Origin of the sequence: Pseudomonas macauensis, from assembly GCF_047902425.1 — a bacterium.
In the GTDB taxonomy this organism is placed as follows: Bacteria; Pseudomonadota; Gammaproteobacteria; order Pseudomonadales; family Pseudomonadaceae; genus Pseudomonas.
The window spans coordinates 3,811,144-3,825,236 of sequence record NZ_CP138377.1 but is presented as its reverse complement, the minus strand read 5'-3'; the positions used below and the strand labels follow the sequence as shown (position 1 = coordinate 3,825,236).

15 protein-coding genes are annotated in these 14,093 nt (G+C 64.6%); 5 read left to right on the top strand and 10 right to left on the bottom strand.

Annotated features, from left to right (window positions below; translation table 11 throughout):
* Window position 1: 1 nt before the first annotated feature.
* From SD196_RS17505 to SD196_RS17480, 6 genes are all read right to left on the bottom strand, one after another.
* Window positions 2-646, bottom strand: coding sequence for a hypothetical protein (locus tag SD196_RS17505; protein WP_275611229.1), 645 nt, complete (start codon window positions 644-646; stop codon window positions 2-4).
* Window positions 643-1,443, bottom strand: a complete 801-nt coding sequence (locus SD196_RS17500) for an SDR family oxidoreductase (RefSeq protein WP_275611230.1) — start codon at window positions 1,441-1,443, stop codon at window positions 643-645. The genes SD196_RS17505 and SD196_RS17500 overlap by 4 nt, the downstream gene beginning before the upstream one ends.
* Entirely contained in the window at window positions 1,430-2,116 is a 687-nt protein-coding gene (locus tag SD196_RS17495) for an iron-containing redox enzyme family protein (protein WP_343573101.1), read from the bottom strand. Before SD196_RS17495 ends, SD196_RS17500 begins: the two co-directional genes overlap by 14 nt.
* Before the next feature lie 11 nt (window positions 2,117-2,127).
* Window positions 2,128-3,594, bottom strand: a complete 1,467-nt coding sequence (locus tag SD196_RS17490) for an AMP-binding protein (protein WP_275611232.1) — start codon at window positions 3,592-3,594, stop codon at window positions 2,128-2,130.
* Window positions 3,584-4,267 (bottom strand): thermostable hemolysin, encoded by a 684-nt coding sequence (locus SD196_RS17485; RefSeq protein ID WP_275611233.1) that lies wholly within the window; start codon window positions 4,265-4,267, stop codon window positions 3,584-3,586. Before SD196_RS17485 ends, SD196_RS17490 begins: the two co-directional genes overlap by 11 nt.
* 79 nt (window positions 4,268-4,346) lie before the next feature.
* Window positions 4,347-5,252, bottom strand: coding sequence for a LysR family transcriptional regulator (locus SD196_RS17480; RefSeq protein ID WP_275611234.1), 906 nt, complete (start codon window positions 5,250-5,252; stop codon window positions 4,347-4,349).
* Window positions 5,253-5,352: 100 nt separating this feature from the next.
* On the opposite strand from SD196_RS17480, the gene SD196_RS17475 reads away from it, so the two are divergent.
* From SD196_RS17475 to ycaC, 3 genes are all read left to right on the top strand, one after another.
* Window positions 5,353-6,219 (top strand): pirin family protein, encoded by an 867-nt coding sequence (locus SD196_RS17475; RefSeq protein ID WP_275611235.1) that lies wholly within the window; start codon window positions 5,353-5,355, stop codon window positions 6,217-6,219.
* 102 nt (window positions 6,220-6,321) lie between these two features.
* The gene (locus SD196_RS17470) at window positions 6,322-7,008 is read left to right on the top strand and encodes a hydrolase (RefSeq protein ID WP_275611236.1); all 687 of its coding nucleotides are present in this window, start codon (window positions 6,322-6,324) and stop codon (window positions 7,006-7,008) included.
* 54 nt (window positions 7,009-7,062) lie between these two features.
* Window positions 7,063-7,689, top strand: coding sequence for an isochorismate family cysteine hydrolase YcaC (gene ycaC, locus SD196_RS17465; RefSeq protein ID WP_275611237.1), 627 nt, complete (start codon window positions 7,063-7,065; stop codon window positions 7,687-7,689).
* 117 nt (window positions 7,690-7,806) lie between these two features.
* Here the strand turns inward: ycaC and SD196_RS17460 are convergent, their stop codons facing one another.
* Entirely contained in the window at window positions 7,807-8,100 is a 294-nt protein-coding gene (locus SD196_RS17460; protein ID WP_343573106.1) for a hypothetical protein, read from the bottom strand.
* 650 nt (window positions 8,101-8,750) lie between these two features.
* Window positions 8,751-9,668 carry a LysR substrate-binding domain-containing protein gene (locus SD196_RS17455; RefSeq protein WP_275611239.1) on the bottom strand — a complete coding sequence of 306 codons (918 nt, stop codon included), beginning with the start codon at window positions 9,666-9,668 and terminating at the stop codon, window positions 8,751-8,753.
* A 107-nt stretch (window positions 9,669-9,775) separates the two neighbouring features.
* Between SD196_RS17455 and SD196_RS17450 the strand changes: the two genes are divergently transcribed.
* Entirely contained in the window at window positions 9,776-10,141 is a 366-nt protein-coding gene (locus SD196_RS17450; protein ID WP_275611240.1) for a hypothetical protein, read from the top strand.
* 3 nt (window positions 10,142-10,144) lie between these two features.
* Window positions 10,145-10,753: a glutathione S-transferase gene (locus SD196_RS17445; RefSeq protein WP_343573109.1), complete on the top strand. Its 609-nt coding sequence runs from the start codon at window positions 10,145-10,147 to the stop codon at window positions 10,751-10,753.
* A gap of 143 nt (window positions 10,754-10,896) precedes the next feature.
* On the opposite strand, the gene SD196_RS17440 is transcribed toward SD196_RS17445, so the two are convergent.
* Together SD196_RS17440 and SD196_RS17435 are read right to left on the bottom strand one after the other, a co-directional pair.
* Entirely contained in the window at window positions 10,897-13,017 is a 2,121-nt protein-coding gene (locus tag SD196_RS17440) for a TonB-dependent receptor (RefSeq protein ID WP_416310480.1), read from the bottom strand.
* Between the two features lie 261 nt (window positions 13,018-13,278).
* Window positions 13,279-13,941, bottom strand: coding sequence for a dihydrofolate reductase family protein (locus SD196_RS17435; protein ID WP_370599687.1), 663 nt, complete (start codon window positions 13,939-13,941; stop codon window positions 13,279-13,281).
* Between the last annotated feature and the right edge of the window lie 152 nt (window positions 13,942-14,093).

Below are 14,093 nucleotides of genomic sequence, written 5' to 3'. Positions count from 1 at the left end.
CTCAGTCCTGTTTTGCCTGGATTTCCCTGAGTAAAGCATCGATCTCGGCGCGTCGTCCCTGATCGGCCACTTCGCGACCGGGGCGCGCGGGTGCCTGCAGGGCTTTCTGCAGTGCCGCGCGGGCTTCTCCGTAGCGTTTTTCGCGGAACAGGTGATCGCCCCAGAAATACAGGGGGTCGATGCCGTTCGGGTTCAGCTGCAGGGCCTTGAGCAGCATCTCGGCCGCCTTGTCGCTATCGCCGAAGCCGATCGGCCAGCCCGGCACGCGATCATAGAGTGCACCGAGGCTGGTGTAGGCCGAACCCTGCAGTGCGCTCGGGTCCAGCGCCAGGGCTTTTTCCAGGCTGGCGCGGGCGTCCTTCACTTTGCTCAGCGCCCCCAGGCCGCCGGTGGCGCCGGCCCAGCTGCTGGTGACGATGCCGTTCCAGATCCAGGCTTCGGCGGCCTGCGGCGACTCCCGGGTGAAGCGCTCGCTGTCTCCTGCCAGCTTTTCGAAGGCGGCGGCGCGCTGGGTTTCCGGCGTGCGGTACTGGATCTGCGCCCAGCGTTGCTGGATGTCCGCCAGGCGCTGGGCTGCGGCGGGGTCGAGCGCCCAGCTCAGCGGCGCGGCAAGCAGCAGGGCGGCGAAGGCCAGTATGTGCTTCATCGGGATTGCTCCTCATGGCGGCTGTGGCGGCGGATCAGCGGCAGTTGCTTGCGCAGCGCGCGGTCGACGATGCCGGGCAGCATGCCGTTGATGCGCACGAAGAGTTTTTCCGGCCAGCCCAGGTACAGCTCGCTGCGCCTTCCTTCGATGGCCGCGAGCACGGACCGGGCGACGTCGCGGGGATCGTCGGTGCTGGCCTTCAGCGCTTCGTTGAGCGCCATCGCCGCCGCGCTGTTCATGCTGGTGCGGGTGGCGCGCGGGGCGACATAGAGCACGTCCACCGAGGTGTCCGCCAGTTCGCGGCGCAAGGCCTCGGAGAAGCCGCGCAGGGCGAACTTGCTGGCGCAGTAGACCGCGTAGCCCGGATAGCCGATGGAGCCGTAGGTGGAGCCGAGGTTGACCACCAGTGCCTGGCGCTGCTCGCGCAGCGTCGGCAGCAACAGGCGGGTGAGGTGCAGGGTGGCGGCGATGTTCAGCTCGATCATGTCGTCCAGGCACGATTCTTCCAGCTGGTCGAGCATGGCGAACTGGTTGACCCCGGCGGCATTGATCAGCAGGTTGATGCCGCCGCCGCGCCGCACGGTGTCCAGCAGCGCATGGCGATCGGTGCCGTTGCGCAGGTTGGCGGCCTGCCAGCGCAGGTGTTCCGGGTAGCGCTGCATCAGCTCGTCCAGCGCCCCGGCGTGACGGCTCACCGCCAGAACCTGGGCGCCGGCCGCGCAGAGCTGTTCGGCAAGCTGCAGGCCGATGCCACCGCTGGCGCCGGTGAGCACTACGTGGCACTCAGAGAGGCGCATGCTGCACCTCGTCCTGCTGTGCCGGGGCACGCGGCAGGCCACGGAACATGTCGGCATACAGGCGGTAGACGACTTTCGACGCGTGGATCACTGCCTCCTGGTCGGTCGGGTCTTCCAGGCGGTTCATCAGGCCGCGGTAGGTCTGCATGTGGTCCTGGTCCAGCGCGCCATGGGAGCTCAGGTAGCTGAAGGCCTCCTGGGGCAGGCCGAGGCTACGGGCGATAGTGCCAGCGGCCTGGGTGGCCAGGGCGATGCTGGTGCCTTCGAGCACGTTGACCATGCCGAACAGCCCCACCGGGTTGCCGCGCTGGATGAGGTCATAAAGGAAAGCCACCATCAGCTCGATGGGCAGCGATGGGCGGCCGGTTCGTACCGCTTCCGCATCTCCACCGCAGGCCGCGATGTCATCGAGAATCCAGCGCTCGTGGCCGTACTCCTCGTCGATGTACTCGCATACCGCACCGCGCAGCCACTCCAGGCGCGAGGGCAGGCGCGCGCCGCAGGACATCATCAGCGGCACGGTGTGGCGGACATGATGGTAGGCCTGGCTCAGGAAGGCGATGTAACCCTCCAGGCTGACGTTTCCGGCCAGCGCCTCGCGGATCACAGGGACGTTGAACAACGCCTCGCGCTCCTGGGCCGTGGCTGATTGCAGGGTGTCGAAGAAGGACATAGGGCACTACCTCACTCAGTGACCATTTCGGAAAGGGTTTCGCGGTATCGCTCAAGGATGGCCGCGCGGCGCGGGCGGCCGTTGGCGGTGAGCAGGCCGCTGGCGCTGCTGAAGGGCTCGGGCAGGCGCGCCCAGCGGTGCACGCGGGCGTAGTCCGGCAGCAGCTCGTTGCACTGCTGCACCGCCTGCTCCAGTGCCAGGTCGGTACAGGACGGGTCCACCGGCCAGAGCAGCGCCAGGTTCTGGTGCAGGCCTTCGCCGTGGACGAAGGCCTGGAGCACCACGCCGTTCTGCGTCAGCTCGGCTTCGATCCATTCCGGATTGACGTTACGGCCGAAACTGGTGATGAACTGGTTCTTCTTGCGGCCGGCGAGGTACAGGTAGCCGTCGTCGTCGAAGCGGCCGATATCGCCGGTCGGCCACCACTGCCCGAGGTGCGGTGGCTCGCCGAGGTAGCCGAGCAGGGCCGAGCCGCTGACCAGCACCTCGCCGTCGTCGGCCAGCTTCACCTGTACGTGGGGCAGGGGCCTGCCTACGCTGCCCGGACGCATCGCGCCAGGGCGATTCAGGCAGACCACCGAGGCGCACTCGGAGAGTCCGTAGCCCTCGAACACCGGCAGCCCGACGGCGGCGGCGCGCTGCAGCAGTGAGGGCGCCACCCGCGCGCCGCCCACGGCGACGAACTTCAGCGGGCCGACGCGCATCACGCCGCGCTCGATGGCGGTGACCAGGCCGAGCAGCAACTGCGGCACCAGGATCAGGCTTTGCGCACCGCTCAAAGCGATGGCACCGAGCAGTCGCTTCCAGTCCACGCTGCTCGATCCCGCCAGGCCGATCTGCTCGCTGGGCAGCAGGGTCAGCGTGGCGCCGGCGCACAGGGCGGCGTACAGGCCAAGGTTTTCCAGCAGCACCGCCAGCGGCAGGATGGCCAGGTAGCGGCTGGGCTCGGCGGGCCGGCTGGCGGCTTCCAGCTCGCGGGCAACGCGCAGCATGGCGCCGGCATCCAGGCACACGCCCTTGGGCGCGCCGGTGCTGCCGGAGGTGTAGGTGATCTTCGCCGTCCCCAGGGGCAGGCCGGCGTCTACTATAGCCGGGCGGTACCAGAAGGTTTCGCCACGGCTGAAGCCGTTGCTGCGCAACTCGCCCTCCATGCTGGGTTCCACCAGGGCCAGGCTGGCCTGGCTCTGCATCAGGCAATGGGCGCGCTGGGACGGGCTGAAGAAGGGCGGCAGGATCAGGCAGGGGCGTTCGCTGAACAGCGCGGCCAGGTCCCAGATCAGCGCCTCCGGACCATTGTCCAGTGCCAGGGCAAAGGCGCCGCTGGGTTGTGCGGCGAGATGCGCGGCGCGCTGCTCCACGGCTTCCAGCATCTGCGCGTAGCTGTAGCGCTGGGTCGCGCCCCGCAGTGCCAGGCGCTCGCCATGGTCACGAGCGTGGTGGCGCAGATGGTGCAGAAAGTCTTCCAGCTCAGGCCGCATCTTCTTGCCTCGCGCGGTAGAGCAGCACTGGGAATCCCAGACGCTGGTAAGCCCCGCTGTGCTCGAGCTGCTCATGGCCGTAGCGGATGCTGCCGGTGAACACCTGGGGATGTTGGTCGTAGTAGCTGCCCCAGTCGGCCAGTTCGCCATTCAGCCGCGTCGGGTCGGCCGTCGCCAGTACCGTCGGCTCCAGGCCCAGGCGATGGAAACTGTTGATCAGTGTCGCTGCGCCGGTGAACGCGACCCAGCGTAGCCCGCGTGCCGCCAGCAGCCAGGTCACCGCGGCGATGATCAGGCGTGCGCTGCCGGCATTGCGGGCGGCGAGGTTGCCCACTTCCACCAGTTCCTGGCGCGGCACGGCATAACCGGCAATGCGTGAGACCGGGGCCTCCAGCGGCTCATCCAGGTAGCGTTCGAGGAACAGCGGCTCCTCCAGTGCCAGACGAATACCGGCCACCGCCACCAGCGCGCCGTGGCGGTCGCGCAGGCTGAGCAACTCGGGCAGATAGTGGTGCACGTCGGCGTGGTGGACGCGGTCGAAGCGCTCATGCACGAAGGCTTCGATCTCTTGTCGCTGCGGGTCGTCCCGGCCGATCAGGCACAGGCTCGCCAGGTGCGTGCCGCGCGGGCCGAAGCGGAACGGAAACAACGACTCCCATTCGGATTGCGTCATGACTCCCCCCACGATGGTGATAATTCGTTGGGGGGAGTATTTGCCGCGAATCTGAATGCAGTCTTAAGAGGTGCGCCGCTCAGGCCATGTCGCTGCGCGCGAACTCCTCGGCAAGAAAGTCCAGCAGTGCTCGCACCGATGGCAGCAACCCACGCCGCGAGGGAAACACCGCATGGACCACCCCGGTGCGCGGCGCCCAGTCCGGCAGCAGGTTGACCAGGCTGCCGTTGTTGAGGTCCTCGCACACCACCACCGCCGGCAGGTGCACCGCGCCGACCCCGGCCAGGGCGGCCTGACGCAGCGCCATCAGGTCGTCGGTGACCAGCCGCGGATGGTGGCGCACCTGGGCGCTGGCGCCCTTGGGGCCGTCCAGTTGCCAGTGGTATTCGCGCTGCACCGAACCCCAGTGCAGCGTCGGCAACGCCGCCACGTCGGCCGGGATCGGCCGCGCCGTCAGCCGCTCGCGCAGCGACGGCGCACCCACCACGCGCTGGCCGCTCTCGCCCAGCACCTTCATCACCAGGTCAGTGCTTTCCAGTGGCGGGAAGCGCACCCGCAAGGCGACGTCGATGCCCTCCTGGATCAGGTCCACATGGCGGTTGGTCGCCTCCACGTGCAGCGCCACCAGCGGGTGCTCGACCATGAAGCGCGCCAGCATCGGGCCGACCCAGAAGTTCAGCAGGGCAGTGGGGCAGCTCAGCCGTACCACGCCCTGCGGCTCGGAGCGGTGGCGTTCGATTACCTCGGCCGCGCCTTCGGCTTCCACCAGCATCGCCAGGCAGTGGCGGTAGTACTCCTGGCCGATCTCGGTCACCGAGAAGTGCCGGGTGGAGCGCTGGATCAGGCGTACGCCCAGGCGTTCCTCCAGCGAGGCGATGCGCCGGCTGAGTTTCGACTTGGGCTGGTCCAGGGCGCGCCCGGCGGGGGCGAAGCCGCCGTGTTCGACGACCTGGGCGAAGTAATAGAGATCGTTGAGGTCTTCCATATCAGTGTTCTCCAGGTGGAACTCTGAGGTGAATTATCGCCGTCTACTGGTCCCAGTGTTGCAGATTTATTGTGTCTCCATGCACTACAGGAGGCACCCCATGAAACAGATTCTCGGTATCTACAGCGCACCTCGGCCGCATTGGGTCGGCGATGGCTTCCCGGTTCGCTCGCTGTTCTCCTACGACAACCTGGGCGAGCACCTGAGCCCCTTCCTGCTGCTGGACCACGCGGGGCCCCATGACTTCACCCCCAGCACCAGCCCACGCGGCGTCGGCCAGCACCCGCACCGCGGCTTCGAGACGGTGACCATCGTCTACCAGGGCGAACTGGAACACCGCGACTCCAGTGGCGGCGGCGGGCGCATCGGCCCCGGCGACGTGCAGTGGATGACCGCCGGCGACGGCATCCTCCACGAGGAATTCCACTCGCCGGACTTCAGCCGCAGTGGCGGCACGCTGCACATGGCGCAGCTCTGGGTGAACCTGCCGGCGCGCGACAAGCGCACCGCGCCGGCCTACCAGACGTTGCTGGCGGCGGACATTCCGCAGGTCGCGCTGCCCGACGGTGCCGGCACCCTGCGGGTGATTGCCGGCCGCTACGGCGCCGCGGCAGGGCCGGCCCACACCTTCAGTCCGCTGGATGTCTGGGACATGCGCCTGAATGCGGGCCACACGCTGGACCTGCGGGTCACCCCGGGGCGCAACACCGCCCTGGTGGTCCTGCGCGGCAACCTCAGCCTGGGCAGCGGCGAAAGCCTGCGCGAAGGGCAACTGGCGCTCTTCGACCGGCGCGGCGACAGCCTGCTGCTGCAAGCCGACAGCGACGCCCTGGTCCTGCTGCTCAGCGGCGAACCGCTGAACGAGCCGATCGTCGGCTATGGCCCCTTCGTGATGAACAGCGACCGCGAAATCCGCGAAGCCATCGACGACTTCCGTGAAGGCCGCTTCGGCCAACTGAGTCACTGACTGTCATATCCCGGACTTGGCGGGTGCCTAGTCTGGATCATCTCCCACGCCGAAGTGCGTGGGTCAGCGTGGGCCGACACGGCCCTTACGAGGAGAACCACCATGAGCAACTTCTCTCAGATCGCCAACTTCAACGGTCAGCGTCCGGTGATCGATCCCGACGACACCGCCATGCTGCTCATCGACCACCAGAGCGGCCTGTTCCAGACGGTCAAGGACATGCCCATGACCGAGCTGCGCAACAACGCCATCACCCTGGCGCGGATCGCCACCCTGGCCAAGATCCCAGTCATCACCACCGCCTCGGTGCCGCAGGGCCCCAACGGCCCGCTGATTCCGGAGATCCACGAAGCCGCGCCGCACGCCCAGTACGTGGCGCGCAAGGGCGAGATCAATGCCTGGGACAACCCCGAGTTCGTCGCCGCCGTGGAGAAGACCGGCAAGAAGACCCTGATCATCGCCGGCACCATCACCAGCGTGTGCATGGCGTTCCCCGCCATCGCCGCGGTCAATGCCGGCTATCGGGTATTTGCCGTGATCGACGCCTCCGGTACCTATTCGAAGATGGCCCAGGAAATCACCCTGGCCCGCGTGGTACAGGCCGGCGTGGTGCCGATGGACACCGCCGCGGTCGCCTCGGAAATCCAGCGCACCTGGAATCGTCCGGACGCGGCTCAATGGGCCGAAGCCTATAGCCTAATCTTCCCTCACTACCGTCTGCTGATCGAAAGCTACACCAAGGCGCAGCAGGTAGTGACCGAGCACGAAGTACTGGACTCGCAACGCTGACTCACCCCAGCCCGGCCCTGTGCCGGGCTTTCCACCTGCAAACGAGGAAACGCCATGAGCAAGCCTTACGTCCGTCTCGACAAGTCCCAGGCCGCCGTACTGCTGGTCGATCACCAGGCCGGTCTGCTCTCGCTGGTACGCGACATCGAACCGGACAAGTTCAAGAACAACGTCCTGGCCCTGGCCGACCTGGCCAAGTATTTCAAGCTGCCGACCATCCTCACCACCAGCTTCGAAACCGGCCCCAACGGCCCGCTGGTGCCGGAGCTGAAAGACCTGTTCCCCGACGCGCCCTACATCGCCCGTCCGGGCAACATCAATGCCTGGGACAACGAAGACTTCGTCAAGGCGGTCAAGGCCACCGGCAAGAAGCAACTGATCATCGCCGGCGTAGTGACCGAAGTGTGCGTGGCCTTCCCGGCGCTGTCGGCCCTGGCCGAAGGCTTCGACGTCTTCGTGGTGGCCGATGCTTCGGGCACCTTCAACGAAGTCACCCGCGACGCCGCCTGGCGCCGTATGGAAGCCGCCGGCGCGCAGATGATGACCTGGTTCGGCGTGGCCTGTGAGCTGCACCGCGACTGGCGCAACGACATCGAAGGCCTGGCCGCGCTGTTCTCCGCGCACATTCCGGATTACCGCAACCTGATCACCAGCTACAGCCTGCTGACCGCGAACAAGTAACGCGCGCCAGAGGGCAAGGCTCGTGCGGAGGCCGGAAGGGCAGCTCCCTCCGGCCCTCCGTGCGACCTGTCGCCGGGTCAGCCCTGCGGGGTGATCGCGTAGTGCGCCATCGCCGGATCAGGGCCTGCGTTCATCGACCTTCCCATCCGGCCTGTTCCGTGGATGCTCCAGCGCCAGTTCATAGAGCTGGCGGGCCTCGACCACCAGTGGAGCGAGCGCCGACGCGAGCCGCGCGGTGGCGTGGATCAGGCCGCGATCAGCGTCGTCTTCCATCAGCCGCAACAGGTCCTCGACCGCCGTCAGGCGCCGTAGTGCGGCTTCATGCAGCTGCTGGGGCGGCGCCAGGGCGTTGATGAAGAACACGCCGTCGCCGGGCTGTGTCGCCAGTGGAACGAGCTCCAGTTCAAGCATGGTGTGCCTCCGGATGGAGGGCAGGGACTGGCGGTGGGGAAGGGAGGTGCGCGGGGGTAAAAGGGGGGTTGTGCATTGGCTGTGCTCCTCTATGGATGAGGAACCGCCAGTCAACCGTCCTACGGGTGGAGAGGCGGTCCGTGCAGGGGTAGGAACCCGGAACAGAGGAGCAAGAACCGGCAGGCCGAAGCCTCCCTACACGGACCGCCATAGAACACCATATTTGCAGGACGGACTGCTCCCGCATTTTTGGCTTTGGCGCTATCGCTGTCGTTTGCTCGTTGCTCGGGGTCCTACGCCCGGCCGCGATGTTGCTGCGGCGACCAAGAGGCTAGAGACGGCGCTTGTAGGCCCGCAAGGCTAAAGGAACGTAAGACCTTTCGCTTGAAAGCTGCGACGGAACATCAGGACATTGCTGACGGAATGAAACAGGTCTCACCCGCGTACGATTCTGCCGACTGTTCATAGCGGCCATTCACCAAGCCAATCCCTACCTGTAGGAGCGACCGCTCAGCGACCGATTCAACGCGGCCAATTGCATCAGGCAGAAGCAGGCCAGAGGCAGCCGTCTGGAAGCAGGAACGTCGAGCTCCAGGGCAAAACCTTGATGCCTCCGGTGATGAACACGCGCTAGCCGTCCAGATGCAGGTTCATATGCACTTCGTTTCCTTGCTGCCGTTATCCAGTGTGTTCAGGTATTCAGCGACCTCATCCGTCAGCCAACTTGAGAACACCCGCTGCTTTGTTTCCGAACGCTCGCGGTTGGGTAATACCAGCCAATACGGGTAGGGATAGGGAGCGATCACCGGGGAGAGTTGCACCAACTCCCCTCGTTGGATCGCGTCGTGCACGAGGCTGCGGCGCTCCAGGGCTATGCCCTGGCCCAGGCGCACGGCTTGAAGTACCAGGTTGGAGTCATTGCTGCACAGGCCGATGCGTGGGACGTCGATATCCAGCCCTGCGGCCTGGCACCACGGTCGCCATGACTCCATGTTGAAGATGATCCTGCTGCTGAGGATATCTTCCGGGGTTCGCGGCAGTTCCCCACCATTGAAGTGCGGAGCGGCAACCACCAGCGCCTCGTCATGGAACAACAGACGTTTTTCCACCCCCTCCCAGTCGCCCTTGCCCATGCGGATTCCGACATCGACGGATTCCCGGCTCAGGTTCGATACCGTCAGGTTGGCCTGCAACCTGATGCTTATGTGCGGCTGCAATTGCTGGAAGCGTGGCAAGCGCGGCAACAGCCAGCTGAAGCCGAACGAAGGGAGAACAGCGACCACCAGTTCCGTTGACTTGGGTTGGGTCTTGATCAGCTGTGTGGCTTCGGCGATTCGGCTCAATGATTCACGGACCTGCAAGGCATACAGCCGCCCATCCTCGCTCACCCGCAGCCCCCGTCCCTCACGGACGAACAGGATGACGCCGATCATCTCCTCCAACACCTTGATCTGCTGGCTGATGGCCGAATGGGTCACATGCAGTTCCCTGGCGGCGGCGGTGACGCTTCCCAGCCTTGCAACCGCTTCGAAACTGCGCAGGCAAGTGATTGGAGGAATATTCGACATGTAAGTATTTCTTACCGGTAGCGAAAAAAAATATCGATATATAAGTGAAAAGGCTCTCACTAATGTAAGGAACGGTAAAGTCTTGGACTGGCAAGAGGATGGCTGCCATGGGCGATGTATGGAGAGCACGGCAAATGACCACGGGCGGTTCCGACGATGACGATCACCCGTGGTTGCAGGTTTCATTGACCAGAGCGCAATTGCTCTCGGTGCGTTTTGCCTGCGACATCTACACGCGTGTGGTGAGCGGCACGCATTGGATCAGCGCCAATGGTGTCGACTTCTCGATCGGCCCCGGCGAGCGCGTGAAACTGTCAGCCGGGCTGGCGCTGATTGACGGCGAAGGAGTTCTGCAATTGGCTCCAGCCAAGTCAGGGAACGAGCGCCAACCGTATCCGCTCCCCTGGCCCTTGCCCCAAGTGTTCAAGCGCCGGACTACCGCATTAGAGATCAATATCAATCAAGGAGAGTGATGGATGAAGCTCATTGGCATGCTGGATTCACCTTATGTTCGCCGGGTGGCCATATCCCTGGACCTTCTAGGCATCGAGTTCGAACATGACCCACTGTCGGTGTTCAGCACCTTCGAGGAGTTTTCCAGGATCAACCCGGTAGTCAAGGCACCGACCCTGCTGCTCGATGACGGGTCCGTACTGATGGACTCGACGCTGATCATCGATTATTTCGAGACCCTCAGCGCACCCGACAGGAAGCTGTTGCCGGCCCAACCGCAGGCATTGGCCAGTGCCTTGCGTACTTTGGGCCTGGCGTTGGCGGCATGCGAGAAGACCGTCCAGATCGTCTATGAACACAATCTTCGTCCGGCGGAAAAGCTTCATCAGCCCTGGGTCGAGCGCGTCACCCGGCAGCTGCTGGCGGCATGCGCTGAACTGGACAAGCAATTGGCGGCACAACCGTCGCAAGGTGTGCGCCCCGACCAGGCTGAGGTCACTTGTGCAGTGGCCTGGTCGTTCATGCAGTCGATGCTGCCCGACGTAGTCAAGGCCGGCGATTTTCCGGCCATCAAGGCCCATGCGGCCCGCCTGGAACAGACCGATCTGTTCAAGCGTTATCCGATTGCATGAAAGGGAAAAAGGGGATTTATTTTCCGTACTCTAAACGTCCGCTCCTAGCCGACCTCTGCCAGCCGTGACCAACAGAAGTCGACCAGAAGCAGCCATTCATGTCATAGCAACGATGACTATTTCAGATCATCGCCAGCATTTCCCTAGAAGCGATAGTTCAGGCTCGCTTCGAGGGTCCGTGGCGCACCGGGGGTGATGAGGTCCACCGAGCCGTGTGCGGAGACGTAGTAATCACGATCGAAAACGTTCTTCAGGCGCAGTGCCATGTCCCAGTGCGGCACGCTGTAGAAGAGGGCGGTATCGAAGGTGGTGTAGCTCGGCATCACCACGTTGTTGTCCAGCGCCGTGTAGCGGTCGTCAACGTAGTTGGCGCCCGCAGCGGCACGCCATTGCGGGGTGAGGGTACGCACCAGCCAGAGGTTGGCGCTGTTGCGCGGGGTGAGGGTGGGCACCTGGCCTTCGTTGGGTACGCCGTTGGTCTTGCTGTTGGACTTGGTGATCTCCGCATCGAGGTAGGCGTAGCCGGCATAGATCTGCCACTTGTCCGTCAACTGCCCGCTGATCGTGGTCTCGAAGCCGTCGGTGCGTTGCTCGCCGGCCAACACGGTCAGGTTCGGGTTGGTCGGGTCGGCGGTCTTCATGTTGGTGCGTTCGAGACGGAAAATCGCGGCGGTGATCGAGAGGCGGTTGTCCAGCAGGTCCCACTTGGTACCGATCTCGTAGTTGGTGGTTTCCTCGGGTTCGAGGTTCTGGTTGGACGGGCTCACCGCGAACACTTCGCCTGACGGCTGATAGCTGCGGCTGACGGACACGTAGTAGGACTGGATCTGGTCCGGTTGGTAGACCAGGCCGGCGCGCGGGCTCCAGGTCTTGTCGGTGCGGTCGAGGTCGACGTTCTGCACACGCTCGTCGTCGTACTCCTGGCCGAAGATGTCGTAGCGCACGCCCAGCAGCGCTTTCCACTGCTCATTCAGCTCGATCAGGTCCTGCACGTAGAAGCCGGTGGTGTCCTGGGTGTTGGTGCCCTTGGACGACAGGTTGGCGGCGTGCTCCGGGACCGGAACCAGGCCATCGCCGAACACCGGAACCTGCGCCACGTTGTTCTGGCTGAACACGCGCTGGTGCTTGTCCTGGACGCCCACCTCGACGCCATACAGCAGGTTGTGCTGCATGCCGGCCAGTTGCGCGTGCTGCTTGAGTTCGGTCTGGTTGAACACGCCGTACTCGTCGCGTGCCACGTTGCCGCGGTTGAGCTTCACCAGCAGTTCGCCGTCGGGCGAGGTGACGAAGCGGGTCGGGCTGGTATCGGCCAGGGTGTTGTTGCGGTCCAGGTCGTAGCGGTAGAAGCGGCTGGTGTTGGTCAGGCTGAGGTTGTCGTTGATCTGGTAGTTCAGGGCGCTGGTGAGCGAGAACACTTCGCTGCGGGCGTAGTCCTGATCCGGGTCGCCGGAGCCGAAGCGCTTGTCCCGGTCGACATCCACCGGGCGGTCACCCAGGGCGGGGATGCCGAAGTCGATCAGGCGCTTGTCGTACAGGTAGCTGGCGCCGAGGTTCAGCTCCAGGTCGTCGGAGAGGCGGAAGTAGGCCGAGGGGGCGATGGCCTTGCGGTCGATGTAGCCATCGTCGCGGTAGGTGTCGCTGTCCTCGAAGGCGCCCGTGACGCGATACGCCTGGTTGGTCTGCTGGTCGGCCCAGCCGGTGTCGAACTGCGTGCGGCGCTTGCCCTCGGAATCGACGGTCATGCCCACTTCGTGCTTGGGTGCGAAGCCCGGGGTCTTGGAGATGCTGTTGATCAGGCCGCCGGAGGAACCACGGCCATAGAGCACGGCGGCGGGGCCCTTGATGACCTCGACGCGCTCGATGTTGGAAAGGTCGCGGAAGTACAGGGCATCGTCGCGGACGCCGTCGATGTACATATCGCCGATGGCGCTGAAGCCACGGATGGTGACCTGGTCGCGTTGCCCATCGCCATTGGAGAAGCCGACGCCGGGTACGTTCTTCAGCACGTCTTCCATGGACTGGGCGCCCTGGTCCTTGATCACGCTCTGCGGCACGACGTTGACCGTCTGGGGGATGTCTCGCAGGGGAGCGTCGATCTTCAGCGCGCTTTTGCTATCGCCGGGGTTGTAGCTTTGCTGGTCGTAAGCGGCGGTGACGGAGGTTTCCGGCAGCGCCAGGGTGTCCTGGGACTCAGCGTGAACGGTGGGAGTGACCAGCAGACCCAGCATCGAGAGGGATGCTGGGGCGACAGACTTTTTTACCATTATTTACGACTCGTTGTTTTTGTGAAGAATAAATAGTAATTATTCGCAAATACGAATCGTCTGTAAATGTCTCGACGCAAATCGAGGCAGGTCGTGCCGATGGGTACTCAGCAGGCCGTGCGTGATTTCGGGAGGGATAAACGGGGAGGGCGGTGATTCAGGATGTAGCGGGACGAGCCCGGGGCCGAGGTTGGCTCGGCCCTGCCATGGGTTGCAATCGGGCGCTGGGCGTGGAGCGGTCCTGCGTGTGATCGCTGGCCGTCAGGCGTCCGTGCGCCCCTGGCGCCGCAGGACAATGTGCGTGGCCTTCTCCGTGGCTACGAATTCAACGCACTCGTAGCCCAGCGTTCGCAAATCGACCCCTTCGAACAGGGATTCCCCCCGGCCGAGCAGGACTGGCGAGATCGCAATGTGCAGTTCATCGATAAGGCCTTCACGCAGGTACTGCCGGATCGTGTCCGGCCCACCACCGATTCGCACGTCCTTTCCGGCAGCGGCCGCGCGTGCACGGTCGAGCGCCTCGTGAATGCCGCCTGTGATGAAGTGGAAGGTCGTGCCGCCTTCCAGTTCGATGGGGGGACGGGCATGGTGGGTCAGGACGAAGACGGGAACGTGATACGGCGGGTTGTCTCCCCACCAGCCTTTCCAGTTCATGTCCGGCCAATCCCCGCGAATGGGCCCGAACATGTTCCGCCCGAGAATCCAGGCGCCGACATTCCGAAAGCCTCGGGCGGCGAAATCATCGTCAACTCCGGTCGTACCGTCGTCCTTGCCGAACAAGGCCTGCTGGAACGTGCGGGTCGGGACCAGCCACTGGTGCAGCTCAGTCCCGCCAATGCCGAGCGGATTGTCGATGTCCTGATCCGGGCCTGCCCCGTATCCGTCGAGTGAGAGGGTGAAGCCTTCAACGCGAACCCGTGTCATCGTTTGCCTCCGTTTCCCCGCCTGGCGGGACGCCGGCGTTCGGACCTGCTGACGGATTGAGTCGCGTGCAAGCGTCCGCTTTCACGGCGAGTCCGCTCCGCGCTGTCTCTATGGTACGGTCAATGTAGCGGACGCCGGGGAAGGCAGTAAGT